At 71.4% G+C, this 24,363-nt stretch carries 17 protein-coding genes, 1 tRNA gene and 2 pseudogenes; 4 read left to right on the forward strand and 16 right to left on the reverse strand.

What is annotated here, in order from left to right; genetic code table 11:
- The first annotated feature begins 94 nt into the window (after positions 1–94).
- Complete coding sequence (locus tag E8M80_RS00920) at positions 95–1,432, forward strand: ferric reductase-like transmembrane domain-containing protein (protein ID WP_170979136.1); 1,338 nt, start codon at positions 95–97, stop codon at positions 1,430–1,432.
- 263 nt (positions 1,433–1,695) lie between these two features.
- On the forward strand, positions 1,696–3,402 hold the full coding sequence (locus tag E8M80_RS00925; RefSeq protein ID WP_137123768.1) for an amidohydrolase family protein: 1,707 nt from the start codon (positions 1,696–1,698) through the stop codon (positions 3,400–3,402).
- Positions 3,403–3,570: 168 nt separating this feature from the next.
- Here the strand turns inward: E8M80_RS00925 and E8M80_RS00930 are convergent, their stop codons facing one another.
- From E8M80_RS00930 to E8M80_RS00985, 12 genes and pseudogenes are all read right to left on the reverse strand, one after another.
- The gene (locus E8M80_RS00930) at positions 3,571–4,563 is read right to left on the reverse strand and encodes a branched-chain amino acid ABC transporter permease (RefSeq protein WP_137123769.1); all 993 of its coding nucleotides are present in this window, start codon (positions 4,561–4,563) and stop codon (positions 3,571–3,573) included.
- Between the two features lie 3 nt (positions 4,564–4,566).
- Positions 4,567–5,463: a branched-chain amino acid ABC transporter permease gene (locus tag E8M80_RS00935; protein ID WP_137123770.1), complete on the reverse strand. Its 897-nt coding sequence runs from the start codon at positions 5,461–5,463 to the stop codon at positions 4,567–4,569.
- A gap of 17 nt (positions 5,464–5,480) precedes the next feature.
- A complete protein-coding gene (locus E8M80_RS00940) occupies positions 5,481–6,701 on the reverse strand; it encodes an ABC transporter substrate-binding protein (protein WP_137123771.1) in 1,221 nt (406 codons plus the stop codon).
- A gap of 101 nt (positions 6,702–6,802) precedes the next feature.
- A complete protein-coding gene (locus E8M80_RS00945; RefSeq protein ID WP_137123772.1) occupies positions 6,803–8,044 on the reverse strand; it encodes an ABC transporter substrate-binding protein in 1,242 nt (413 codons plus the stop codon).
- Positions 8,045–8,103: 59 nt separating this feature from the next.
- Entirely contained in the window at positions 8,104–9,342 is a 1,239-nt protein-coding gene (locus E8M80_RS00950) for an ABC transporter substrate-binding protein (RefSeq protein WP_137123773.1), read from the reverse strand.
- Positions 9,343–9,373: 31 nt separating this feature from the next.
- Positions 9,374–10,612, reverse strand: coding sequence for an ABC transporter substrate-binding protein (locus E8M80_RS00955; RefSeq protein WP_137123774.1), 1,239 nt, complete (start codon positions 10,610–10,612; stop codon positions 9,374–9,376).
- Between the two features lie 52 nt (positions 10,613–10,664).
- Positions 10,665–11,354: an ABC transporter ATP-binding protein gene (locus E8M80_RS00960; RefSeq protein WP_137124156.1), complete on the reverse strand. Its 690-nt coding sequence runs from the start codon at positions 11,352–11,354 to the stop codon at positions 10,665–10,667.
- A gap of 49 nt (positions 11,355–11,403) precedes the next feature.
- Positions 11,404–12,183 (reverse strand): ABC transporter ATP-binding protein, encoded by a 780-nt coding sequence (locus tag E8M80_RS00965; protein ID WP_137123775.1) that lies wholly within the window; start codon positions 12,181–12,183, stop codon positions 11,404–11,406.
- Positions 12,184–12,393: 210 nt separating this feature from the next.
- A pseudogene (tig, locus tag E8M80_RS00970) lies at positions 12,394–13,179 on the reverse strand (trigger factor); the annotation flags it as partial.
- A gap of 636 nt (positions 13,180–13,815) precedes the next feature.
- A pseudogene (locus tag E8M80_RS00975) lies at positions 13,816–14,232 on the reverse strand (trigger factor); the annotation flags it as partial.
- Positions 14,233–14,276: 44 nt separating this feature from the next.
- Positions 14,277–14,361, reverse strand: a tRNA-Leu gene (locus E8M80_RS00980).
- A gap of 82 nt (positions 14,362–14,443) precedes the next feature.
- The gene (locus E8M80_RS00985; RefSeq protein ID WP_170979138.1) at positions 14,444–15,214 is read right to left on the reverse strand and encodes an aspartate/glutamate racemase family protein; all 771 of its coding nucleotides are present in this window, start codon (positions 15,212–15,214) and stop codon (positions 14,444–14,446) included.
- Between the two features lie 60 nt (positions 15,215–15,274).
- Between E8M80_RS00985 and E8M80_RS00990 the strand changes: the two genes are divergently transcribed.
- Positions 15,275–16,492: an NAD(P)/FAD-dependent oxidoreductase gene (locus E8M80_RS00990; RefSeq protein WP_137123777.1), complete on the forward strand. Its 1,218-nt coding sequence runs from the start codon at positions 15,275–15,277 to the stop codon at positions 16,490–16,492.
- A gap of 4 nt (positions 16,493–16,496) precedes the next feature.
- A complete protein-coding gene (locus E8M80_RS00995; protein WP_137123778.1) occupies positions 16,497–17,450 on the forward strand; it encodes a tripartite tricarboxylate transporter substrate binding protein in 954 nt (317 codons plus the stop codon).
- A 197-nt stretch (positions 17,451–17,647) separates the two neighbouring features.
- On the opposite strand, the gene E8M80_RS01000 is transcribed toward E8M80_RS00995, so the two are convergent.
- Genes E8M80_RS01000 through E8M80_RS01015 form a run of 4 tightly spaced genes read right to left on the reverse strand, consistent with a single transcriptional unit; the run spans position 17,648 to position 24,361 of the window.
- Complete coding sequence (locus E8M80_RS01000) at positions 17,648–19,951, reverse strand: xanthine dehydrogenase family protein molybdopterin-binding subunit (RefSeq protein WP_137123779.1); 2,304 nt, start codon at positions 19,949–19,951, stop codon at positions 17,648–17,650.
- Between the two features lie 60 nt (positions 19,952–20,011).
- Complete coding sequence (locus E8M80_RS01005) at positions 20,012–20,620, reverse strand: cysteine hydrolase (protein ID WP_137123780.1); 609 nt, start codon at positions 20,618–20,620, stop codon at positions 20,012–20,014.
- Position 20,621: 1 nt separating this feature from the next.
- Positions 20,622–22,664 carry a hydantoinase/oxoprolinase family protein gene (locus E8M80_RS01010; RefSeq protein WP_137123781.1) on the reverse strand — a complete coding sequence of 681 codons (2,043 nt, stop codon included), beginning with the start codon at positions 22,662–22,664 and terminating at the stop codon, positions 20,622–20,624.
- Positions 22,661–24,361, reverse strand: coding sequence for a hydantoinase B/oxoprolinase family protein (locus tag E8M80_RS01015; protein ID WP_137123782.1), 1,701 nt, complete (start codon positions 24,359–24,361; stop codon positions 22,661–22,663). Before E8M80_RS01015 ends, E8M80_RS01010 begins: the two co-directional genes overlap by 4 nt.
- Between the last annotated feature and the right edge of the window lie 2 nt (positions 24,362–24,363).

The raw sequence follows: 24,363 nt of genomic DNA on the forward strand, positions 1-24,363 counted from the left end.
GCGCGGCGATCTCCAGCCGGCCGTTGCGCTGGATCAAGACCTGCGGCCGCGCGGACAGGCTACGCAGGGGCGGCAACGACCGGGAGGAGCAACCATGCCCGCGACGATCCTGATCGGCGCCTATGCGGTGCTCGTGGTCCTGCCCGTCGCGCTCGGCTGGCTGCTGGTCGGGCCGGCACGCCCATGGCCTGACGAATTGTCCTCGGCGCTGGCGATGGCGGGGTTCGCGGCGCTGCTGCTGGAATTCCTGCTCTCGGGCCGGTTCCGCGTCGTCACCGGCGGCATCGGCATCGACCGGACCATGCGCTGGCACCAGTTCTTTGCCCGCGTGCTGACGGTGGCGCTGCTGGTCCATCCGGCGCTCTATTCCTACAACGCCTACCAGTTCACGGGCCCCGGGCTCTGGCAGTCGCTGGCGCCGGGCGACCCGGCGCGCGCGGCGGTCCTCGGCCTCGACGCCGGCTCGACGCTGACCGGCTGGCTGGCCTGGATGTTCCTGCTGGCGCTGACCGGCATGGCGATCTTTCGCGACCAGATGCCCTACAGCTACGAGGCCTGGCGCCTGATGCACGGGCTGACGGCCGCGGCCGTCGCCGTGATGGGGCTGCACCATGCGCTGGATGCCGGGCGCTACAGCGCCATGCCCGTCCTGGCGGCCTACTGGGCGGCGCTGGTGGGCCTCGCGCTGTTCACGCTGCTGACGGTCTACCTGCTCAGGCCGCTGCGCCTCACGCGGCGCCCCTGGCGCATCGCCGCGGTCGTGCCGGCCGCGGAGCGGACCTGGGAGGTGGCGCTGGAGCCGGACGGCCATGACGGGCTGGCGTACAAGGCGGGGCAGTTCGCCTGGGTGCGGCTCGACCGTTCGGCTTTCTCGATGCGGGAGCACCCGTTCTCGATCGCCTCGGCGCCGGGCTCGGGCCGCCGGCTGTCCTTCCTGATCAAGGAGGCGGGGGATTTCACGCGCACGATCGGCAGCCTGCCGGCCGGTGCGCGCGCCTTCGTGGACGGGCCCTACGGGCACCTGACACTCGCGGGGCGGCGCGAGCCGGGGCTCTGCCTGATCGGCGGGGGCGTCGGCGTCGCGCCGCTGCTGTCGGTGCTGCGGGGCGCGCGGGGGCAGGGCGATGCGCGCCCTGCCCTGCTCCTCTACGGCAACCGCCACGAGGGGCAGATCCTGGCGCGCGAGGAACTCGCGGCGATGCCGGGGGTCGAGACGGTGCATGTGTTGCAGGAGCCGCCGCCGGGCTGGCCGGGCGCCACCGGCCTGGTGACCGCCGCCTTCGTGCAGGAACGATGCGCCGGGGCCGCCGCGGCCGGATGGCTGTTCATGCTGTGCGGCCCGCCGGCGATGATGCGCGAGGTGCGCCGCGGGCTGCGCGCGGTGGGCGTGCCGGGGGCGCGGATCCTGGAGGAACGCTTCGTCTACGACTGAGGTGAGGCGCACGAACGCCACGGTGACGCGTCGCAGTGCAATGGGAAAGGAAGGGCGGGGGGAGAAGGGAACTTCTCCCCCCGCCCCCCCCACAACCTTCTTTGGCACTTGGCGCCCGACCGCCCGGGACCTGCGCCAAATGCCAAGGAAGGGAGGGGGTTCGGGGGAGTTTCCCCTCCCCCGACCTTCCCACCGCCCCCGCGCAAGTTGAGCCGGCCGCCCCGAGCGCCTAGGCTTCGGTGCAACGGGAAGGGAATGAGCCGATGGCCGATCTGGTGATCCGGGGCGGAACCGTGGTGGACGGCACCGGCGCGCCGCCCATCGAAGCCGATGTCGCGATCGAGGGCGGCCGCATCACGGAAGTGGGCCGCGTCGCCGCCCGCGGCCGGGCCGAGATCGACGCGCGCGGGCACATCGTCAGCCCCGGCTTCGTCGACATCCACACGCATTACGACGGGCAGGCGGTGTGGGACAGCCACCTCGCGCCCTCCGCCTGGCATGGCGTGACGACGGCGGTGATGGGCAATTGCGGCGTCGGTTTCGCGCCCTGCCGCGAAGCGGACCGCGAGAAGCTGATCGAGTTGATGGAGGGCGTCGAGGACATCCCTGGCCCCATCCTGCATGAGGGCCTCGACTGGCGGTGGGAGACCTTCCCCGAATACCTCGACGCGCTGGACGCGAAGCCGCGCGACATCGACATCTGCGCGCTGCTGCCGCATGGCGCGCTGCGGGTTCATGTGATGGGGGAACGCGGCCTCGCGCTCGAGAACGCGAACCAGGGCGACATCGCGCGCATGCGCGCGCTGACGGCCGAGGCGGTGCGCGCCGGCGCCTTCGGCGTCTCGACGTCGCGCACCATTTCCCACCGCACGCTGAAGGGTGACCCGACGCCGACGCTGCGTGCCCAGGAGGAGGAACTGCGCGGCCTGGCGCTCGGCCTGCGCGACGGCGGCGGCGGGCTGCTCGAACTGGTGAGCGACTGGAACACGCCCGACCCCGCGACGGAATTCGCGATCGTCCGCCGCGTGGTCGAGGCGACCGGGCAGCCGGTCGTGTTCTCGCTGACCGCGCGGCACGACCGGACGAAGGCATGGCAGGAATTGCTGGCGATGTCGGATGCGGCGGCCGCCAAGGGACTGCCGATCCGGCCCGTCTTCCCGCCGCGGCCGATCGGCATCCTGCTCGGGCTGCAGGGCAGCCAGAACCCGTTTTCGGGCTGCGCGTCCTACAAGGCCGTCGCGCACCTGCCGGCGCCCGCGCGCGCGGCGGCGATGCGCGATGCGTCGCTGCGCGCGCGCATCCTGTCGGAGGACCGCGTGGCGGGGTCGAACTTCCCGCTGATCACGCGCCTCGGCTTCGAGCGGATGTTCCCCTTCGGCGACCCGCCCGACTACGCGCCGCCGCGCGACGCCTCGATCGCCGCCATCGCGGCGCGGGAGGGGCGAAGCGCCGAGGAGGTCGCCTACGACCTGCTGGTGGCCGAGGACGGCGCCGGCTTCATCTTCGCGCCGCTGACGAACTTCGCTGACTACACGCTCTCGGCCAGCGCGGAGTGCCTGCGCCATCCGAACGCCATCGCGGGGCTGTCGGACGGGGGCGCGCATGTCGGCTTCATCTCGGACGGGTCCTTCCCGACCTTCCTGCTCGCCTACTGGGCGCGGGACGCGAAGGAGGCGGTCTTCCCGGTCGAGGAGATCGTGCGGCGCCTTACGTCCGACACCGCGCGCGCGGCGGGGCTCTCCGACCGCGGCGTGCTGCGGGCCGGGATGCGCGCGGACGTGAACGTGTTCGACCTGGGTGCGCTGTCGCTCGAGGCGCCGCGCATGGTGGCCGACCTGCCGGCGGGCGGGCGGCGCCTGCTGCAGCGGGCACGCGGCTATGTCGCGACCGTTGTGGCCGGGGAGGTGACCTACCGCGACGGGGAGGCGACCGGCGCGCTGCCGGGCCGCCTGGTGCGCAAGGCGGCGTGAGCCGCGGAGGGGTTTCGAAGGCAGAAGCGGGGGGAGAAGGGAACTTCTCCCCCCGAACCCCCCTCAACCTTCTTTGGTACTTGGCGTCCACCTTCGAAGGTCGGCGCCCGGTGCCAAAGAAGGGAGGGGGATCGGGGGAGGTTCTCCTCCCCCGACCTTGATCGACCTCTACAGCTTCACCTTCAGCAGGTTTGCGATCTCGCCCACGATGCCGCGCCGGAAGGCGAGCACCACGGTGACGAAGATGGCGCCCTGGATCACCGTGACCCAGGCGCCCATCTCGGCCAGGTAGTTCTGCATGGTGACGATGACGGCGGCGCCGACCACCGGCCCGAACACCGTGCCGAGGCCGCCCACCAGCGTCATCAGCACCACCTCCCCCGACATCGGCCAGTTCACGTCGGTCAGCGTCGCGATGCCGAAGACCAGCGACTTGGTGCCGCCGGCCACGCCCGCCAGCGTGGCGGACAGGATGAACGCGACCAGCTTGTAGTCGTCCGTCCGGTAGCCGAGGGAGGTCGCGCGCGGCTCGTTCTCGCGGATCGCCTTCAGCACCTGGCCGTAGGGCGAATGGATGACCCGGTGGACCATCAGGAAGCCCGCCAGGAAGATCGCGGCGACGAACCAGTACATCGACATGTCGTTCGACAGGTCGATGGCACCGAACGCCGCGCCGCGCGGAATGGCCTGGATGCCGTCCTCGCCGCCGGTGAAGGGCGCCTGCACGCAGAAGAAGTAGACCATCTGGGCCAATGCCAGCGTGATCATGGCGAAGTAGATGCCCTGGCGGCGGATGGCGATCCAGCCGAACACCCAGCCCTGCAGCCCCGCGACCAGCGCGCCGGCCAGCACCGCGACCTCGGGGCTGAAGCCCCAGACCTTGGCCGCGTGCCCCGCGATGTAGCCGCCCATGCCGAAATAGGCCGCATGGCCGAAGGACAGCAGCCCGACATAGCCAATCAGCAGGTTGAAGGCGCAGGCGAACAACGCGAAGCACAGCAGCTTCATCAGGAAGATGGGATAGAGGTAGAAGGGCGCGATCGCGAGGAAGGCGATCATCAGCACGAGCGCGCCGAGCTGCGGCTTGGTGAAGCCGAAGATGAAGCCTTCCGCCGGCGGCGCGACGGCGGGCACGCCGCCCGCGGTGGTTTCGGACGCCATGGCTCACGCCCTCCCGAACAGGCCGGCGGGGCGTGCCAGCAGCACGATCGCCATGATGACGAAAATCACGACCGCTGAGGCCTCCGGCCAGAAGACCTTGGTCAGGCCCTCGATGACGCCGAGGCTGAAGCCGGTGATCACCGAGCCCAGGATCGACCCCATGCCGCCGATGACCACCACCGCGAAGACCACGATGATGAGGTTGGTGCCCATCTGCGGGTTCACCGAATAGATCGGCGCCGCCAGCACGCCGGCCAGCGCCGCGAGCCCGACCCCCGCGCCGTAGGTCAGCGTGATCATGCGCGGCACGTTCACGCCGAAGGCCTGCACCAGGGGCGCGTTTTCGGTCGCGGCGCGGAGATAGGCGCCGAGGCGCGTCTTCTCGATCACCAGCCAGGTCGCGAGGCAGGTAGCCAGCGCGAAGACCACGACCCAGCCGCGATAGACCGGCATGAACATGAAGCCGAGGTCCCATGCGCCCGAGAGTTCCGCGGGGATCCTGTAGGGCAGGCCCGAGGATCCGAACTCGTTGCGGAAATACCCCTCGATCATCAGGCCTATGCCGAAGGTCAGCAGCAGTCCGTAGAGGTGGTCGAGCTTGTACAATCGACTGATCATCAATCGCTCGATGACGACGCCGGTGGCGCCGACGATCAGCGGTGCCAGCACCAGCGCCCCCCAGTACCCGATTCCCGCCCAGGCGAGCAGCATCCAGGCCACGAAGGCCCCCATCATGAACTGGGAGCCGTGGGTGAAATTGATGATGTTGAGCAGCCCGAAGATCACCGCGAGCCCGAGCGAGAGCATCGCGTAGAAGGCGCCGTTGATGAGGCCGAGCAGCAGCTGCCCGAACAGCAGCGGCGCCGGGATCCCGGTAATGGTCTCGAAGAATTCGAGCATCGACGATCAGGTCCTTGTCAGGAACGCACGAGGGAGCATCCGCCCTCGGTCAACGGGCGGAAGGCGTCCTCGCCGGGCGTGGTGGCGGCAACCTTGTAGTAGTCCCAGGGGCCGCGGGATTCCGCGGGGGATTTCACCTCGAACAGGAAGACCGGGTGGAGCTTGCGCCCGTCGGCGCGGATGCTCCCCGGCCCGAAGGCGTCGTCGTCGGTCGGCATGGCCTTCATGCGCGCGACCGCCGCGCGCCCGTCGGCCTTCGCCGCCGCCGCGCCCATGTCGGCCACCGCCTTCAGGTAGTGCAGCGCGGCGCCGTAGCAGCCCGCCTGCACCATGGCGGGCGGACGGTCCTGGTTCGCGCGGCGCACCCGGGCGGTCAGCGCGCGGGTGCGGTCGTTGAGGTCCCAGTAGAAGCTCTCGGTCAGCAGCAGCCCCTGCCCGCTCTCGAGCCCGAGGGCATGCACGTCGACCAGCCCCATCAGCAGCGCGGCCAGCTTCATGCTGCGATGCAGGCCGAATTCCCGCGCCGCCTTGATGGTGTTGACCGTGTCCGTGCTGGCATTCGCCATGCCGAGCACCTTGGCGCGCGACGACTGCGCCTGCAGCACGAAGGCCGAGAAGTCGGTGGTCGCCGGGAAGGGATAGCGCGCGGCACCCAGCACGCGCCCGCCGGCCGCTTCCACGAAGCGCGTCGTGTCGCGCTGGAGCGCGTGGCCGAAGGCGTAGTCCGCGGTGATGAAGTACCAGCTGTCCCCGCCGGTGCGCACGATGGCCGCCCCGGTGCCCTTGGCCAGCATCCAGGTGTCGTAGGTCCAGTGAACCGTGTTCGGGCTGCACTGCGCCCCGGTCAGGTCCGAGGTCGCGGCGCCGGAATTGAGGAAGACCTTGTTCTTCTCCCGCGCGATCTGGTTGATCGCGAGCGCGACCGAGGAGGTCGGCACGTCGAGGATCGCATCGACCCCCTGATCGAACCATTGCCGCGCGAGGTTGGCGCCGACATCGGGCTTGTTCTGGTGGTCGGCCTGCAGCAGCTCGACCGCGAAGCCGCGGTTGCCGAACTCGGCGATCGCCGCCTGCGTCATGACGACCGAGCCCGGCCCCGTCGCGTCGCGATAGGGCCCCGACATGTCCGACATGACGCCGAGGCGGATGGTGGCCGCCTGGGCGCGGGCGCGCGAGAGCGGCGCGGGCAGCAGCGCCGCGGCGGTGCCGGCGGCGAGCACGCTACGTCTGTTCAGCATCGTCTCCCCTCCCTGTTCAGTCACTCGCAATAGGCCTCGCCCGGCAGGCACGCCGCCGCGGCGGGGGATGTGCCCTCCCCCTTCCGCGGCGTCGACAGGGTTCAGCTCCGCACGAGCGAGCAGCCGCCATCTGCCATCGGGCGGAAGGCCTGGTCGGCCGGCACGGTCTGCAGCGGCTTGTAGTAGTCCCAGGCGCCGCGGCTCTCGGACGGCGCCTTCACCTCGAACAGGTGGGCCGGGTGCAGGTTGCGCCCGTCGGGGCGGATCGTGCTGCGTCCGAAGGCGTCGTCCTCGGCCGGCATCGCCTTCATGCGCGTGACCGTGGCGGCGCCGTCGGCCTTCGCCGCGGCCACGCCCATCTCCTTCACGGTCTTGAGGTAGTGCAGCGTGGCCGAATAGCAGCCGGCCTGGATCATGGACGGCCGGTTCTGCGCCGGCATGTTGGGCAGCACGCGGGCGGTGAAGGCGCGGGTGCGGTCGTTGAGATCCCAGTAGAAGGTCTCGGTCAGCACCAGACCCTGAGCCGTCTGCAGGCCGAGCGCGTGGATGTCGTTCACGAACACGAGCAGCCCCGCGAGCTTCGTGCCGCGCCGCGTGATGCCGAATTCCGCCGCCTGCTTGATGCAGTTGATCGTGTCGCCGCCGGCATTGGCGAGCCCGATCACCTTTGCGCGCGACGCCTGCGCCTGCAGCAGGAAGGACGAGAAGTCCGTCGTGCCGGGGAAGGGCGTGCGCACGGTGCCGAGCACCCGCCCGCCGGCCTGGCGCACGAAGTTCGAGGTGTCGCGTTCGAGCGCGTGGCCGAAGGCGTAGTCGGCCGTGATGAAGAACCAGGTGTCGCCGCCGGCGGCCACCATGGCGCCGCCGGTGCCGCGCGCCAGCATCCAGGTGTCGTAGGTCCAGTGCACCATGTTCGGGCTGCACTGCGCGCCGGTCAGGTCCGAGGTCGCGGGGCCGGAGGCCAGGAACACCTTGTTCTTCTCGCGCACGATGCCGTTGACAGCGAGCGCGATGGACGAGGTGGGGACGTCCATGATGACGTCGACGCCGTCGCGGTCGATCCACTGGCGCACGATGTTGGCGCCGACATCGGGGCGGTTCTGGTGGTCGGCCTCGACCACCTCGACATTGAAGCCGAGCGCGTTCATCTCGCGAATCGCCTGGCGGACGCAGGCGGTCGAGCCCGGCCCGGTGATGTCGCGATAGAGGCCCGACTGATCGTTCAGGACGCCGATCTTGACGCTGTTCGCTCCCTGGGCGCGGGCGCGCGAGAGGGGCAGCGCGCCCCAGGCGGCGGTGGCGGCGGCGCCGGCGAGGACGCCGCGGCGGGTGGTATTGGTCATGGCTGTCTTCCTCGTGCTTGCGTGTCGTGCCGGGGCAGCGTGCGCCGGGCCCGCATGGATCAGGTTCGCACCAGCGCGCAGTTGCCCTCGGCGACGGGGCGGAAGGCCTCCTCGGCCGGGGTGGTCTGCAGCAGCTTGTAGAAATCCCAAGGCCCGCTGCTCTCGGCCGGCGCCTTCACCTCGAACAGGTAGGACGGGATGAGGCGCCGCCCGTCGGCGCGGATGGTCGCGCGGCCGAACAGGTCGTCCTCGCTCGGTGCCGCCTTCATGCGGTTCACGAGATCGAGGCCCGACGCCTTGGCCGCGGGCACGCCCATGGCGGCGACGGTCTTGAGGAAATGGAGCGCCGCCGAATAGCAGCCCGCATGGATCATGTTCGGATAGTTGTTCGGCGTGCGGCGCACCACGCGCTGGGTCCAGGCGCGCGTCTTGTCGTTCATGTTCCAGTAGAAGGATTCCGTGCAGACGAGGCCCTGCGCGGTCTGCAGCCCGATGCCCTGCACGTCGTTGACGAACAGCAGCAGCGCCGCGAGGCGGATGCCGCGCCGCGTGATGCCGAATTCCGCCGCCTGCTTGATGCAGTTGGCCGTGTCGCCACCCGCGTTCGCAAGCCCGATCACCTTGGGCCGCGTCGCCGCCGCCTGCAGCAGGAAGGCGGAGAAGTCCGTTGTGCCGGGGAAGGGCGTGCGCACCTGCCCGAGCACCCGCCCGCCCGCCGCGCGCACGAAGGCGGCGTTGTCGCGTTCCAGCGCGTGGCCGAAGGCGTAGTCGGCGGTGATGAAGAACCAGCTGTCCCCGCCCGCGCGCACCATCGCGCCGCCGGTCGACTTGGCCAGCATGTAGGTGTCGTAGGCCCAGTGGATCGTGTTGGGGCTGCACTGCGCGCCCGTCAGGTCCGCCGTCGCGGAGCCGACGTTGATGTAGGCCTTGTTCTTCTCCTTCGCGATCTGGTTGACCGCGAGGCCGACCGAGGATGTCGGCACGTCGAGGATGAGGTCGACGCCCTGGTCGTACCATTGCCGCGCCAGGTTCGAACCCACGTCGGGGCGGTTCTGGTGGTCGGCCTCGATGACCTCGACCGCGAAGCCGTGGCTCGCGCCGAATTCGGCGACCGCTTCCCGCGTCGCCGCGACCGAGGTGGGGCCGGTATTGTCGCGATAGGTGCCGGCCATGTCGGTCAGCACGCCGATGCGGATCGTGTTGCCCTGCGCGCGGGCGCGCGACAGGGGGGCGATGGCCGAGCCGATGGCAAGGCCGGTGCCGGTGGCCAGGATGCCGCGGCGGGTTGCGATGGTCATGTCTGTCTTTCCTCCCTCTCGCGCGGCGGGCTCAGCTGCGCACCAGCGAGCATCCGCCCTCGCTCATCGGGCGGAAGGCGTCGTCGGGCGCGCTGGTCTGGAGCAGCTTGTAGTAGTCGTGCTGGCCGCGGCTTTCCGCCGGGGTCTTCACCTCGAACAGGTAGGCGGGGTGCAACTTGCGCCCGTCGGCGCGGATGGTGCCCTCGCCGAAGGCATCGTCCACGGTCGGCATCGCCTTCATGCGCTCGACGATCGCCCGGCCGTCCGCCTTGGCCGCGGCCGCGCCCATCTCGGCGGCCGCCTTCAGGTAGTGCAGCGTGGCGGAGTAGTCGCCCGCATGGGCCATGGTGACGGGCGTGTCGTTGGTCGCGCCCGTCCGGATGCGGCGCGCGATGCTCCGCGTCTTGTCGTTGAGGTCCCAGTAGTAGGAGGCGCTGCAGACCAGACCCTGCGCCGTCTCGAGGCCGAGCGCATGCACGTCCGAGATGAACATCAGCATCGAGGCGAGCTTGATGCCGCGCCGCGTGATGCCGAATTCGGCCGCCTGCTTGATGCAGTTGGTGGTGTCCGTGCCCGCGTTCGCCAGGCCGATCACCTTGGCGCGCGACGCCTGCGCCTGCAGCAGGAAGGAGGAGAAGTCGGTGGTGCCCGGGAAGGGCGTGCGGACCGACCCCGCGATGCGGCCGCCGGCATTGCGCACGAAGTTCGCCGTGTCGCGTTCCAGCGCATGGCCGAAGGCGTAGTCGGCGGTGATGAAGAACCAGCTGTCCCCGCCCGCGCGCACCATCGCCGAGCCCGTGGACCTGGCTAGCATGTAGGTGTCGTAGACCCAGTGGATGGAGTTCGGGCTGCAGGCACGGCCCGTCAGGTCGGAGGTCGCGGTCGAGGTCGCGATCATCACCTTGTTCTTCTCGCGCGCCAGGTCCGAGACCGCGAGCGCGACCGAGGAGGCGGCGAGGTTCAGCACCATGTCCACGCCGTCGCGGTCGAACCACTGGCGGGCGATGTTCACGCCGACATCGGGGCGGTTCTGGTGGTCGGCGACGACGAGTTCCGCGTTGATCCGCGGCGCCATCTCCTGGATCGCGACGCGCGTCGCGGCGATGCTGTTCGGCCCGTTCAGGTCGCGATAGGGCCCCGACATGTCGGACAGGAGGCCGATCTTCATGGGCGCGCCCTGCGCCCGGGCGCGGCCCGGCGCGATGAGGCCCGTGGCGACGGGCAGCGCGGCCGCGCCGCCGAGGAGGATGCGCCTGCTGGTCTCGGTCATGTCCTGTTCTCTCCCTATGATTCTTCTGGTGTTCGCCTGTGGTCCGGCGCCCTCAGACGCCAAGGTATTCGTGCAGCCGGTCGAGCGAGGCGGCCAGGTCTTCGTTGCGGACCATGTCGACCACCTTGCCGTGCTCCATGACGTAGTGCCGGTCGGCGACCGTCTGGGCGAAGCGGAAGTTCTGCTCCACAAGCAGCACGGTGAAGCCGCGCTGCTTCAGTTCGCGGATCGTGCGCCCGATCTGCTGCACGATCACGGGCGCCAGCCCTTCGGACGGCTCGTCCAGCAGCAGCAGCTTGGCCCCCGTCCGCAGGATGCGCGCGATCGCCAGCATCTGCTGCTCGCCGCCCGAGAGTTTCGTCCCCTGGCTGCGCGCGCGTTCCTTCAGGTTGGGGAAAAGCTCGTAGATCTCCGTGATCGGCAGCCCCCCCGGCTGCACCACGGGCGGCAGCATCAGGTTCTCGGTCACGTCGAGGGAGGCGAAGATGCCGCGCTCCTCCGGGCAATAGGCGATGCCCGCGCGCGCGATGATGTCGGACCGCGCCCCGATCAGGTCCTGCCCGGCGTAGCGGATGGAGCCCGACCGCTTCGGCACCAGGCCCATGATGGAGCGCAGCGTCGTGGTCTTGCCCGCGCCGTTGCGGCCGAGCAGCGTGACCACCTCGCCTTCGCGGATCTCGAGGTCCACGCCGTGCAGCACGTGGCTCTCGCCGTACCAGGCCTCGAGCCCGCGCACGACCATAAGGGGCGTGCCCCCGTCACGCCCCGCGCGGGGCAGCTCGGCGAGCGCTTCAGCCATGGGCGGCCTCCGGTTCGGCGGCAGGGGCGTCGCTGCCGAGATAGGCGGCGACGACATCGGGGTTGGCCGAGACGGCGGCGTAGTCCCCCTCGGCCAGCACCGACCCGCGCGCCAGCACGGTGATGACGTCGCAGAGGCCCTGCACGACCTTGAGGTTGTGCTCGACCAGCAGGACGGTGCGCCCGGCCGAGACGCGCTTCACCAGCGCCACGATCCGGTCCACGTCCTCATGGGCCATGCCGGCCGTCGGTTCGTCGAGCAGCAGCATGACCGGGTCGAGGGCCAGCGTCGTCGCGATCTCGAGCGCGCGCTTGCGGCCATAGGGCAGCTCTCCCGCCTGCAGGTCGGCATAGGAGCCGAGCCCGACATCCTCCAGCAGCTCGCGCGCCCGGCCGTCGAAGGCCCGCAGCAGCGAATCGGAGCGCCAGAAGTCGAACGACCCGCCGCGGGACCGCTGCAGCGCGACCCGCACATTCTCCAGCACGCTCAGGTGCGGGAAGACGGCCGAGATCTGGAACGACCGCACGAGCCCGAGCCGCGCCACCTCGGCCGGCTTCATGCCGGTAATGTCGCGCCCGTCGTAGCGGATCGTGCCGCGCGTCGGCGGCAGGAACTTGGTCAGCAGGTTGAAGCAGGTCGTCTTGCCGGCCCCGTTCGGGCCGATCAGGCCGTGGATCGTGCCGCGGCGGACCGTCAGGTTGACGTCGTTCACCGCGACGAAGCCGCGGAACTCCTTCGTCAGGCCCCTGGTTTCCAGGATGGCGTCGGACACCCTTGAAGCGCTCCCCTCATGCTGCGGCGACCTGCACGGCCGCTCATCTGCGTATTCATAGCATCTAGGCGAGGCGCAGGGCGGGACGCAAGGCGGGCGCGGCGGGAAGCGCGCTATTTCCCGGCGTTCCACGGCGCGGCCGGGCGGCCTGCATCAAAAAGGGGCAGCCGGTTGCCCGGCCGCCCCCTTCGGACGATGCGGTCTCGGGGGTCAGGCCGCGGCGGCGGTCAGCTCGTCCGGGCTCACCTGGCGGTCCGTGACCTTGGCCAGCTCGAGCATGAAGTCGACCACCTTCTCCTCGAACAGCGGCGCGCGGAGGCTTTCGGCCGCCTGCGGGTTCTTCTGGAAGAACTCCAGCACCTGCTGCTCCTGGCCGGGATAGCGCATGGCTTCCTGGCGGACCGCGCGGACCATCTCCTCCTGGCCGACCTGGACGTTGTTGGCACGGCCGATCTCGGACAGCATGAGGCCCAGGCGGATGCGCCGCTCGGCGATGCCGCGGTACTCGGCCTTCAGCGTCTCCTCGTCCTTGCCCTTGTCGTCCTCGTCCAGGCGCCCGGCCTTGAGGTCGGTCTCGACGCGCTGCCAGATCTGCGCGAACTCGGCCTCGACCATGCCCTGCGGGACCTCGAACGCAGCCTTGTCGGCCAGGCTGTCGAGCAGCGCGCGCTTCACCCGCATGCGGGAGACGGCGTCGTATTCCCGCTGCAGGGAGGACCGGATCGCCTCCTTCAGCGCGTCCAGCGTCTCCATGCCGACGGACTTGGCCAGCTCGTCGTCGATCGAGCGCGGCTTGCGGGTCTTGAGCGCCTTGGCGGTGATGGTGAAGCGGGCGTGCTTGCCGGCCAGGTCCGCCGAGCCGTAGTCGGCCGGGAACACGACGTCGATGTCCCGCGAATCGCCCGGCGCCATGCCCTCCATCTGCTCGGTGAAGCCGGGGATGAAGCCGCCGCCGCCCACCTCGATCGGCATGTCGCTGGCCGAGCCGCCGGCGAAGATGCGCGCCTCGGGCTCCTCGGCGCCGGCGAAGACGCGGGCGGGGCCGACGCGCAGCGTGACGTCGACCGCCGCGCCGGCCGCGACCGGGATCTCTATGACCGGGCGCGCGAAGGCGAGCGCGGCATCGTCCGACAGGGTCAGCGTCGCACGGTCGCCCGCTGCGCCGAGGCTGGCCGGCGCGCGGGAGGACCGGATGAAGGCCTCGGCCGAGCGCTCGTTGAAGCCGATGGACGGCTTGGCGCCCTCCGGCAGGGCGCCGGCGACGGGGTGGGCGGACATCAGGACGGTCAGGGTCGCCCCCGGCTTGGCCGCCAGGCCCGAGGGACGGGCCGCGAAGATGCGGATGAACCCGGCCTCGGCGGCCGTGCCCTTCACGCCGATGTCGAAATACGGAAGGCCCTTCTCGGTGCCGATCGCGTCCACCTCGGCCGCGAGGCCGGCCGAGACATCGACCGACCAGTTGGCGGGCACCTCGCCCGGGCTGCCCGGCCGGGCGCCGAGGCCCGGGCCGTTCGTCAGCAGGTCGGCCGGCAGCCGGCCCTCGAAGTCGCAGACCAGCACCTCGCCCTTGGCGGCGACGCGCGGCTCGGCATCCTCGAGCTCGCCGTTGCGCTCGGCGATGGAGGCGAGCGCCTTGTCCACGGCCTCCTCGGTCGGCTCGGCCTTCAGGCGCTCGAGCTCGATCCCCGCGAAGTCGGGCATCGGCACCTCGGGCAGCACCTCGAATTCCATCTTGAACTCGAGGTCGGCGCCCTCGGCGAAGTTCACGATCTCGATCTTGGGCTGCTGCGCGGGCTTGAGGCCGCGGTCGTCCACGACCTTGCGGGACGCGTCGGAGACCGACTGCTCCAGCACCTCCCCCAGCACCGCGGCGCCGTAGCGCTGCTTGACCACCGTGAGCGGCACCTTGCCGGGGCGGAACCCCGGCATGGAGACGGTCTTGGCGATCTCGGCCAGGCGCTTGTCGCGCGTGGACGCGATGTCCCCGGCCAGGACGGTGACGGAATAGGCGCGCTTCAGCCCGTCATTCGCGAGCTCGGAGACCTGCATCGAGGGACGTCCATCCAAAAGGCTAGAGAAGACCGGCGGCGCCTTGGTGCGGGCGAAGGGATTCGAACCCCCACGGCTTGCGCCACCGGAACCTAAATCCGGCGTGTCTGCCAGTTCCACCACGCCCGCCCGCGAGGCGCCGCGCGGCGGCAGGGGGCGGGATGTAGCGCAACATGGCGGGGTTTCCAAGCCGCGAGGCGCGCCCTGCCCCTCAGGGCCCCATCCGGGCCGCGAAACGGGCCCGCCACCCCTCCCCCGCGATCCAGCGGCGCAGCCCCTCCCCGGCCGGCGCTTCCCGCCGCAGCGCCAGCACGCTGCGCCAGCCGAGCGCGGTCATGCAGGAGATGACGGGCGCGCCGTCCACCGCCGGCCGGTCCAGGATCGGGCCCAGCGTCGGCATGCCGGTGCCCAGCATCACGATGGCCTCGACGCCCGCGCCCTCCATCCCGGCCAGGGCCTCCGCCGCGCTGCCGGCCGACATGGCGTAGATCGGGTGGAAGGCCTCCCCGGGGGGCGCGGCGGCCACGACCCGACCGACCTCGAAGCCGCGCGACGCCCAGTAGCCGGCCGAGGCCTCGGTCAGGTCCGGCGGGTAGGGAGAAACGAGGCCGACCCGCCGCGCCCCCAGCGCCGCGAAGGCATCGCAGACCGCCCGCGCGGCGGTGACGAAGGGCACGCCCGTGCGCGCCTCGATCCGCGCGACCGCCGCGTCCTCCGCCGCCCGGCCGACCAGGTAGGACGCGCCGGTGCAGGCGAAGGCGATGGCGCCGAGCGGCGCGTTGGCGAACTGCCCGACCGCTTCATCCAGGCCATCGACATAGTCCACGAGCCGCTCCGCGATGCTGGGCTTCGGACTGGTCAGCCGCGCGTTCAGCATCGCCATGCGTGGCGGCAGCAGGATCGCCATCTCGGGCTCGACGGTCGTGTTCGCCTGCGGCGTCAGCACGCCGAGCAGCCCGTCCGCCCCGTATTCGATCGTCATGCGCGGCATCCTCCCCGGCACAGTCTAGACGGGTCCGGCGGCTTGCCCCAGGCTCCCCGCATGTCGGAAGCGAGGTCGGACGCACACCCTGTCGCGATCGTCGGCGCCGGGCCGGTGGGGCTGGTGCTGGCGCTGCTGCTGGCGCGCGCCGGCATGCCCGTGGTGGTGCTCGAAGCCGGCGCGGACATCAGCGAGGAGCTGCGCGCCTCCACCTTCCATCCGCCGACGCTCGACATGCTGGACGGGCTCGGCCTGGCGCAGCCGCTGGTGGCACAGGGGCTGCGCACGCCCACCTGGCAGATCCGCCGGCACGAGGACGGCGCGCGCGCGGTCTTCGACCTTGGCGTGCTGGCGCGGGACACGGCGCACCCCTATCGGCTGCAGGCCGAGCAGTGGAAGCTGTCGCGCCTCATCCTGGAACGGCTGCGGCACCACCATCCGGAGGCCTTCCCCCGTTTCGACTGCATGGTCGAGGCAGTCGCGCAGGATGCCGACGGCGTCACGATCACCGGCAGCGGCTTCGACCCGATCCACGCCGCCTTCGTTGTCGGCTGCGACGGCGCGCGCAGCGTGGTGCGGCGTGCGATGGAGATGCCCTTCTCGGGCGAGACCTATCCCGAGACCACCATCCTCGCGACCACGCCCTTCCGCTTCCAGGACGCCTTCGAGGGCCTGTCCAACGTCAACTACGTCTGGACCGAGCACCCGGCCTTCTCGGGCACCTTCTCGCTGCTGCAGGTGCCCGGCCTCTGGCGCGCCAGCCTGCACACCGCGCCGGGCGAGGATGTCGAGGCCGCGCTCATGCCCGAGGCGATCGAGCGCAAGCTGCAGGCGATCCACCCCAAAGCCACGCCCTACGAGGTGCCGGACCTCCGCCCCTACCGAATCCACCAGCGCATCGTGCAGGACTACCGGCGCGGGCGGATGCTGCTCGCGGGCGATTCCGCGCACCTGAACTCGCCCTCGGGCGGGATGGGCATGAACGGCGGCATCCACGACGCCTTCGAACTCACCCTACACTTGCAGGAGGTCTGGACGGGGCAACGCGACATCGCGCATCTCGACCGCTACACGCGCCGACGCCGCCCGGTCGCGGAGCGCGAGATCATCGCCCAGGCCGACCGGAACCGCGCCCGCATGCGCGAACGCGACCCGGGGCGGCGCGCGGCGCTGCTGGCCGAGATGCAGGCGATCGCCGCCGACCCGGCCAAGGCGCGCGAGCACCTGCTGAAATCGTCCATGATCAACGGCCTGCGGGCCGCCGCCCTGGTGGAGTAGCCCCATGCATCGCCGCACCCTGCTGGCCGCCCTGCCCGCCCTTGCCCTGGCCACGCCGGCGCGCGCGCAATCCTGGCCGACGCGCCCCGTGCGCGTGATCGTCCCCTTCCCGCCCGGCGGCACGACCGACGTGGTGATGCGCCTGATCGCGCAGAAGCTGACCGAGACGCTCGGCCAGCCAGTGGTGGTGGAGAACCGCGCCGGCGCCGGCGGCACGATCGGCAGCGACGTCGCGGCGAAAAGCCCCCCGGACGGGGCGACCTTCGTCGTCGCCAACATCGCGAGCCAGGGCGTGGGGCCGAGCGTCTACCGATCCATGCCCTACGACGCCGTCCGCGACTTCACCTATGTCGCGATGATCGCCGAGGTGCCCTCCGTGCTCGCCGTGAACGTGAATTCCCCCGCGCGGACATTGGCGGAATTCGTGGCGCTGGCCAGGCAGCGGCCGGGCATCGCGGTCGGCTCCCCGGGCAACGGATCGGCCAGCCACGTGAAGCAGGTGCTGCTCGGCCGCCTCGCGGGGATCGAGACGACGCACGTGCCCTATCGCGGGTCGGGCCCGGCGCTGAATGACCTCGTCGCCGGGCAGCTCGACAGCCTGATCACCACCACGGTCGAAGCCGGGCGCAACGAGCGCGTGCGGATGCTGGCCGTCACCTCGGCCGAGCGGCTGGCGAACTGGCCGGACCTGCCGACCTTCGCGGAACTCGGCTACCGGGAGCTGGTCGCGAGCAACTGGTTCGCCATCGCCGGGCCCGCCGGGCTGCCCGCCGAGGTCGCCGACCGCATGCACCGGGAGACGCTGGCGGCGCTGCGCGAGCCCGCCATCGCCGACCGCCTGGCGCAGATCGGCGCGACGCCGCGGCCGCTGTCGCGCGCCGAACTCTTGGCGTTCGTGGCGGCCGAGGTGGCGCGCTGGGGGGCGATCGTGCGGGCCGCGGGCGTCAGGATCGAGTGAGGCGCAGGGAAGGTCGGGGGAGGAGAACCTCCCCCGAGCCCCCCTCCCTTCCTTGTCATTTGGCGCCGATCCTGGGTGGGGCGGCGCCAGGTGCCAAGGAAGGTTATGGCGGGGGCGGGCGCCCATCGGCGTTGCGCAGCGACGTCGATGGGACCCGTGGGGGGAGAAGTTCCCTTCTCCCCCCGCCCTTCACCGCATCAGCGCCCAAGCGCGCGCCAGACCGCCTCCGGCGTCACCGGCATGTCGAGATGCGCGACGCCCAGCGCATCGCACACCGCCGAGACGATCGCCGGCGGCGCGCCGCAGGCCCCGCCTTCCCCCGCCCCCTTCACGCCGAGGTCGTTCGACGGGTTCGGCACCACGTTCAGGCCGAGCCGGAAGGACGGCGCATCGCCGGCGCGCGGCATGCAATAGTCCTGGAAGGTGGCAGTCAGGAACTGACCGCTCTCGTCGTCGTAGCGCGCGTGTTCCAGCATCGCCTGGCCGATGCCCGACATGATGCCGCCATGGCACTGGCCGTGCACCAGCATCGGGTTGATCACCACGCCGACGTCGTCCACCGCGGCGTAGTTCACCAGCGCGACCTCGCCGGTCTCCGTGTCCACCTCGACCTCGGCCACGTGGCAGCCGTTCGGGAAGTTGCACTCGGTGTCGCGGGTGTAGGTGAGGTTCTCATCCAGGCCAGGCGCCTCGCCCGCTGGCAGGCGCGCGGGGTCGTGTGCGGCGGCGACGACGGCGGGCCAGTCCACCGCCAGGTCAGTGCCGGCCACGCGGAAGCGGCCATCGGCGAATTCCACATCCGCCACGCCGGCTTCGAGCAGGTGCGCCGCGATGCGCTTCGCCTTCTCCAGCACCAGCGCCGCCGTGCGGCTGATCGCGACGCCGCCCATCTGCGACGACCGCGACCCGCCCGTGCCCGCGCCCTTCTGCACCACCTCCGTGTCGCCCTGGATCAGGTCGATGGCATCGAAGGGAATGCCGAGCTTCTCGCTCAGCACCTGGGCATAGGCGGTCTCGTGCCCCTGCCCGTGGCTGAAGGTGCCGACGGTGAGCTTCGCGCGGCCTTCCGGCGTGAGCGCGACGCGCGCCCATTCGAAGGGCTGCCCGCCGGAGGCCTCGATGAAGTAGCCGAGGCCGATGCCGCGCTTCTTCCCGCGCCTCGCCGCATCCGCCCGCCGCGCCTCGAAGCCCGCCCAGTCGGCGAGGTCGAGCGCCATCTGCTGCGTTTCCTCGAAGCGGCCGGAATCGATCACGTTGCCGGCGGCGTTCGCGTAGGGGATCTGGTCGGGACGGACGTAGTTGCGCCGGCGGATCTCGTCGCGGCCGATGCCGAAGGCCGCCGCGCCCTGGTCGAGCAGGCGTTCCAGCACATAGGCCGTCTCCGGCCGCCCGGCACCGCGATAGGCATCGGTGGACACCGTGTTGGTGAAGACGCACCGCACCTGCACGTTCAGCGCCTGGATGTCGTAGACGGTGCCGTTGATCCGCCCGCCCGCCAGCGTCGGGATGCGCGGTCCGAAGTCGAGCAGGTAGGCGCCCATCGCGGCGGTGGTGCGGATGCGCACGCCGGTCATCTTGGCATTCGCGTCGAAGGCCATCTCGGCGTGGGTGACGTGGTCGCGGCCATGCGGGTCGGACAGGAAGGTCTCGGTCCGCCCGGCGCGCCACTTCACCGGCCGTCCGAGCCGCTTCGCGGCCCAGAGCACCATCGCGGTCTCCGGGAACAGCTTGCCGCGCAGGCCGAAGCCGCCGCCGACATCCGGCGAGATGACGCGGATGCGGTCGAGCGGCACCTTGAAGGCGAATTTCGCGAGCGACTCCCGCACCTTGATGACACCCTGGGTCGGCGAGGTCAGCGTCCAGCGCTCCCCATCCCATTCGCCGATCGCGACGCGGGGTTCCATCGGGTTGCCGACCAGGCGGTTCTGCACGAGGTCGACCGAGACCACGCGATGCGCCGCGGCGAAGGCGGCGTCCGCCATCTCCCCCCGCCCGCTGTCCCAATGGACGCAGAGGTTGCTGCCCTGCTCCTCCCAGATGACCGGCGCATCGGGGTCGAGCGCCTTCGCGGTGTCGGTCACGCTCGGCAGGATGTCGTAGTCGATGGCGATGAGCTCGCAGGCATCCATCGCCTGTTCGCGCGTCTCGGCCACGACCAGCGCGACGGGGTCGCCCACGAAGCGCACGCGGTCGGTCTGCAGGATACGCCGCGGCGGGCAGAACAGCGGCTTGTCCTTGCCCGGCACGTCGATATGCACCGGCAGCAGGCCGATGCCGTCGGCATCCGCGTCCGCCCCGGTCAGCACGGCAAGCACGCCCGGCGCGGCCAGCGCATCGGCCGTGTCGATGGACACGATCCGCGCATGCGCGTGCGGGGAGCGCAGGATGGCGGCATGCGCCTGGCCCGGCTTGTCGATGTCGTCGGTATAGGTGCCGCGCCCGGTCAGGAGGCGCACATCCTCCTTCCGCCGCACGGGCTGGCCGATGCCGAACTTGTCCATGGTCGCGTTCCCGGTCTGGTCGCGGCGCAACATGCCCCCCCGCGCGCGCTTGTCCAGGGGTCAGCCGAGCGCGGCGAGCGCGCCCGCGACCGTCGTGACGTCCGCGACCGGGCGCAGCCCCTCGACCGCCGCCGCATGCACGGCGTCGGAGAAGGCGGCGCAGCCGTCCTCCAGCAGCGTCACCTCGAATTCCCGCACATGCGCGCCACGGACGGTCGAGGCGACGCCGCCATTGGTCACGATGCCCGCCACCAGCAGCCGCCTTATGCCCGCCTTGCGCAGCACCCATTCCAGCCGCGTGTTCCAGAAGGCGTCGTAGCCGATCTTCTCGACCGCGAGGTCGGAGGGGGCGAGGTCGTCCAACAGCGCGTGGCCCCAGGACCCCGGCGCGAAGTCGCCCTTCTTCAGGAAGGGGCGCATCTGGCGCAGGTGCTCGGCGATGAAGGGCTCGCCGCCCTTGCCCGGCACCAGGGTGAAGTGCGTCGATGCGATCCAGCCGCCCTTGGCGCGCAGCGCATCGGCCAGCGGCTTCAGCCGCGCCGGCAGCGCCGCGATGGCGGGCGCCGACTGGCCCGCCCGGCCATAGGCGCCGTCGGGGTGGATGAAGTCGTTCTGCAGGTCGCAGAGCAGCAGCGCGGTCTCAGTGGCCGGGATCGGCGCATGCGCCATGTCACGCCCTTTCAATGATCAGGTTGCCGAAGCGGTCGGTCCGCGCCAACAGTCCGGGATCGACCACGATGGTCGCATCCGGCTGCTCCAGGATGGCGGGGCCGCGCACCACGCTGCCCTCGGGCAGGTCGAGCCGCGCGAAGATCGCGGCCTCGTGCCAGGCGCCGTCGAACCAGACGGGACGCGCGCCGCGCGCAGCGGCCTCGACCGTGCTGCCTGCCGGCGGCGCCAGCATACGCAGGTCGAAGGCCGGGCGCCGGCCGATCGCGGCGGTGCGGAGCGTCACGATCCGCACGGCAAGGCCGGGCAGCAGGCGCGTAAAGGCGCGGCTGTAGGCGGCCTCGAAGGCCGCGCGCACGATGGCCGCGGTGACGCCGGTGGTGCCGTCCCGCACAGCGACGGGCAGCGGCACGGCCACCGTATGCGTCTGCCCGGCGTAGTGCATGTCGAGTTCGAAGACCGTCTCGATGCCTTCGACCGGCAGCCCGGCGGCGGCAACGACCGCCTGCGCGGCCTCGGCCTCCGCCACCATGCGGACATCGAGCGCCGCGGCATCGAGCGTGTCGAGCCCGAGGTTCAGCGTCCGCACCTGGTCGTGCCGCACATCGGCGATGATGCAGCCCAGCGCCGAGGTCACGCCCGGATAGCGCGGCACCAGCGCCGCCTTGAGCCCCACCTCGCGGATCAGCGCGCCCACATGCAGCGCGCCGCCGCCGCCGAAGGGCAGCGCCACGAAGCGCCCGGGGTCGTGGCCGCGCTCGATGGAGACCAGCCGGATGGCGCCCGCCATGCGCGCATTGGCGACGCGCAGCACCGCCTCAGCCGCCGCCATGGCATCGAGGCCGAGCGGCTCACCCACATGCCGCGCGATCGCCGCGCGCGCGGCCTCGACATCGAGCCGCGCCAGCGCGCCGCCGATCGGCCGTTCCGCATTGATGCGCCCGAGCACGACATTGGCGTCCGTCAGCGTCGGCCGGTCGTTGCCCTGGCCATAGCAGACCGGGCCCGGCCGGCTGCCCGCGCTTTCCGGCCCGACCTGCAGCAGGCCGCCGCGGTCGACATGCGCGATCGAGCCGCCGCCGGCGCCGATGGTGGTGATCTCGATCATCGGCGAACGGATCACCAGGCCGAAGTCGATCACCGCCTGCGCGGCAAGGTCCATCCGCCCGCCCGCCACCAGCGACACGTCGAAGGAGGTGCCGCCGAGGTCGCAGGTGATCGCGTTCTCGAACCCCGCCGCGCGCGCGATGGCCGCCGCCGCGATGACGCCCGCGGCGGGGCCGGACAGCGCCGTCCGCACCGGCATGCGTCGCGCCGTTGCCGTCGACATGATGCCGCCATTGGACTGCACGATGTGGAAGCGCCCGGCGAAACGCTCGGTCTCCAGGGTGCCTTCGAGCCGCGCCAGGTAGCCGGCGACGACCGGCTGCAGATACGCGTTCAGCGCCGTGGTCGAGGCGCGCTCGAACTCCCGGATCTCGGGCAGGATCTCGCTGCTGACCGAGACATGCGGATTGGGCCAGATGGCGCGCACCGCCGCGGCCGCAGCCGCCTCGTTCGCCGGGTTGGCGTAGGCGTTGATGAAGACGATGGCGACGGCCTCGGCGCCGGCCGCCAGCAGCGCGCACGCCGCCGCCCGCACCGCCGCGACATCGACCGGCGTGCGGATGGTGCCGTCCGCCAGCGTGCGCTCCGGCACTTCCAGCCGCAGGTCGCGGTCGGCGACCGGCGTGAAGTCGCCCCAGAGGCCCCAGGTGTGGCGACGGTCGCGCCGGCGCATCTCCAGCACGTCGCGGAACCCCGCGGTCGTGATGACGCCGAGGCGCGCACCCTTGCGCTCCAGCAGCGCATTGGTGCCGACGGTCGTGCCGTGGACGATCGCGGCCATGGCGCCGGCGCCGCCCAGCGCCCGCAGGCCGGCGAGGAAGCCCGACGCCTCGTCGCCGCGGTTGGACGGCACCTTGGCGGTGCGGAAGGCGCCGGTCGCGGCATCGAACAGGAACAGGTCGGTGAAGGTGCCGCCGACATCGACGCCGACGATCATCGTGCCACGCTCCCATCGGCCGCGATGCGCACGCCGTAGTCGCGGATGGCGGCCTCGGCGCCGACGAAACCCAGCCGGATGTCGCGCGCCACGGCCTCGACGGGCCGCAGCAGCGGGTCGCCCCAGCCGCCGCCGCCCGGGCTTTCCAGGCGCAGGCGCTGCCCCTGCCGGATCGAGACGCCGACCACCTTGCTCGCCATCGGCGGCGTCGCGACGCCCTCGGCGGTATCCCAGCGGAAGGCGTTCATGGCACCCGGCCCGCCGCCGGCGACGCCGAAGGGCGCGAAGCGGCCGCGTTCGCCCAGCAGCGCGATCTCGGTGACGCCGGGCGCCAGCGCCTCGATCCCGTAGACCGCGCCGACGCCGCCGCGGTGCAGCCCCGGCCCACCGCTGTCCGCGCGCAGCGCCCATTGCGTGAACATCACGGGATTGGCGGCTTCCAGGATCTCGACCGGCGGGATGGTGGCGGTCGAGATCGGGTTGTTGGCGTGATGCAGCCCGTCGCTCTCGGGATTGCCGCCGAGGCCGCCGCCGAAGAAGGAGAACATCACCCAGCGCGTGCCGTCCGCCCGCTGCCCCGACAGCGACAGCGCGTTGATCGTGCCGAAGGGTGCGGCCGTCGCGCGCTCCGGCCGCGCTTGGCCGAGCGCGCCGAAGATCACGCCGATCAGCCTGAGGATCGTCTCGGTATATCCGGCGACGGGCCGCGGCGCCTTCGCGCCGAGCAGCGTCGTGTCGGGGGCGATGACCTCGACCGGCCGCAGCACGCCCGCATTGGCCGGCACGTCGGGGAAGGCGTGCTTCAGCGCCACGTAGCAGGCGGCGACCGTGGTCGCGACCGAGATGTTGACCGGCCCCGCGCAGGGCGCCGAGGAGCGCGAGAAATCCAGCACCATCCGCCCGCCCGCGATCCGCATGGCGAGCGCGATGCGCAGCGGTTCATCGACCACGCCGTCATTGTCGAGGAAATCCTCGAAGTCGTAGGTGCCGTCCGGCCGGGCCGCGATCTCGGCGCCCATCAGCGCCTCGGCGCGGTCCATGAGCAGGCCGAAGGCCTCGGCCACCGCCGCGTCGCCATGGGCGTCGAGCAGTTCCGCCAGCCGCCGTTCGCCGAGGTCGAGCGCGTTGAGCTGCCCGTTCAGGTCGCCCCAGTTCGACTGCGGCACGCGCGAATTCGCCGCCAGGATGTCGAGGATGTCCTGCTGCATGACCCCCGCGCGGATCAGCTTCACCGGCGGGAAGCGCACGCCTTCCTGGTGGCTTTCCGTCGCGCGCGGGTTGTAGTTGCCGGGCACGTTGCCGCCGATGTCGAGCCAGTGCCCGACCGAGGCGAGCCAGCAGAACAGCCGCCCGTCGCGGAACACCGGGCGCACCAGGCGGAAGTCGTTCAGGTGCGTGCCGCCGTCGTACGGGTCGTTGAACAGGAAGGTGTCGCCGGGATCGAGCCCGCCCTCGGCGGCCACCTTCGCGATCACCGCGCGCACCGCGAAGGCCATGGCGCCGACGAAGATCGGCAGCCCCTTGGTGCCCTGCACCAGCGTGTCGCCGGTGGTCGCGTCATAGACGCCGTGGCAGGCGTCGCGTGCCTCGGCGATGATCGGGTTGAAGGCGCTGCGGTAGAGCGTCGCGTCCATCTCGTCGGCGATCTGCTCGAGCCGGCCCTTCAGCACGGCCAGGGTCACGGGGTCGATCGGCATTC

Origin of the sequence: Roseomonas sp. HF4 (assembly GCF_005222755.1) — a bacterium.
In the GTDB taxonomy this organism is placed as follows: Bacteria; Pseudomonadota; Alphaproteobacteria; order Acetobacterales; family Acetobacteraceae; genus Neoroseomonas.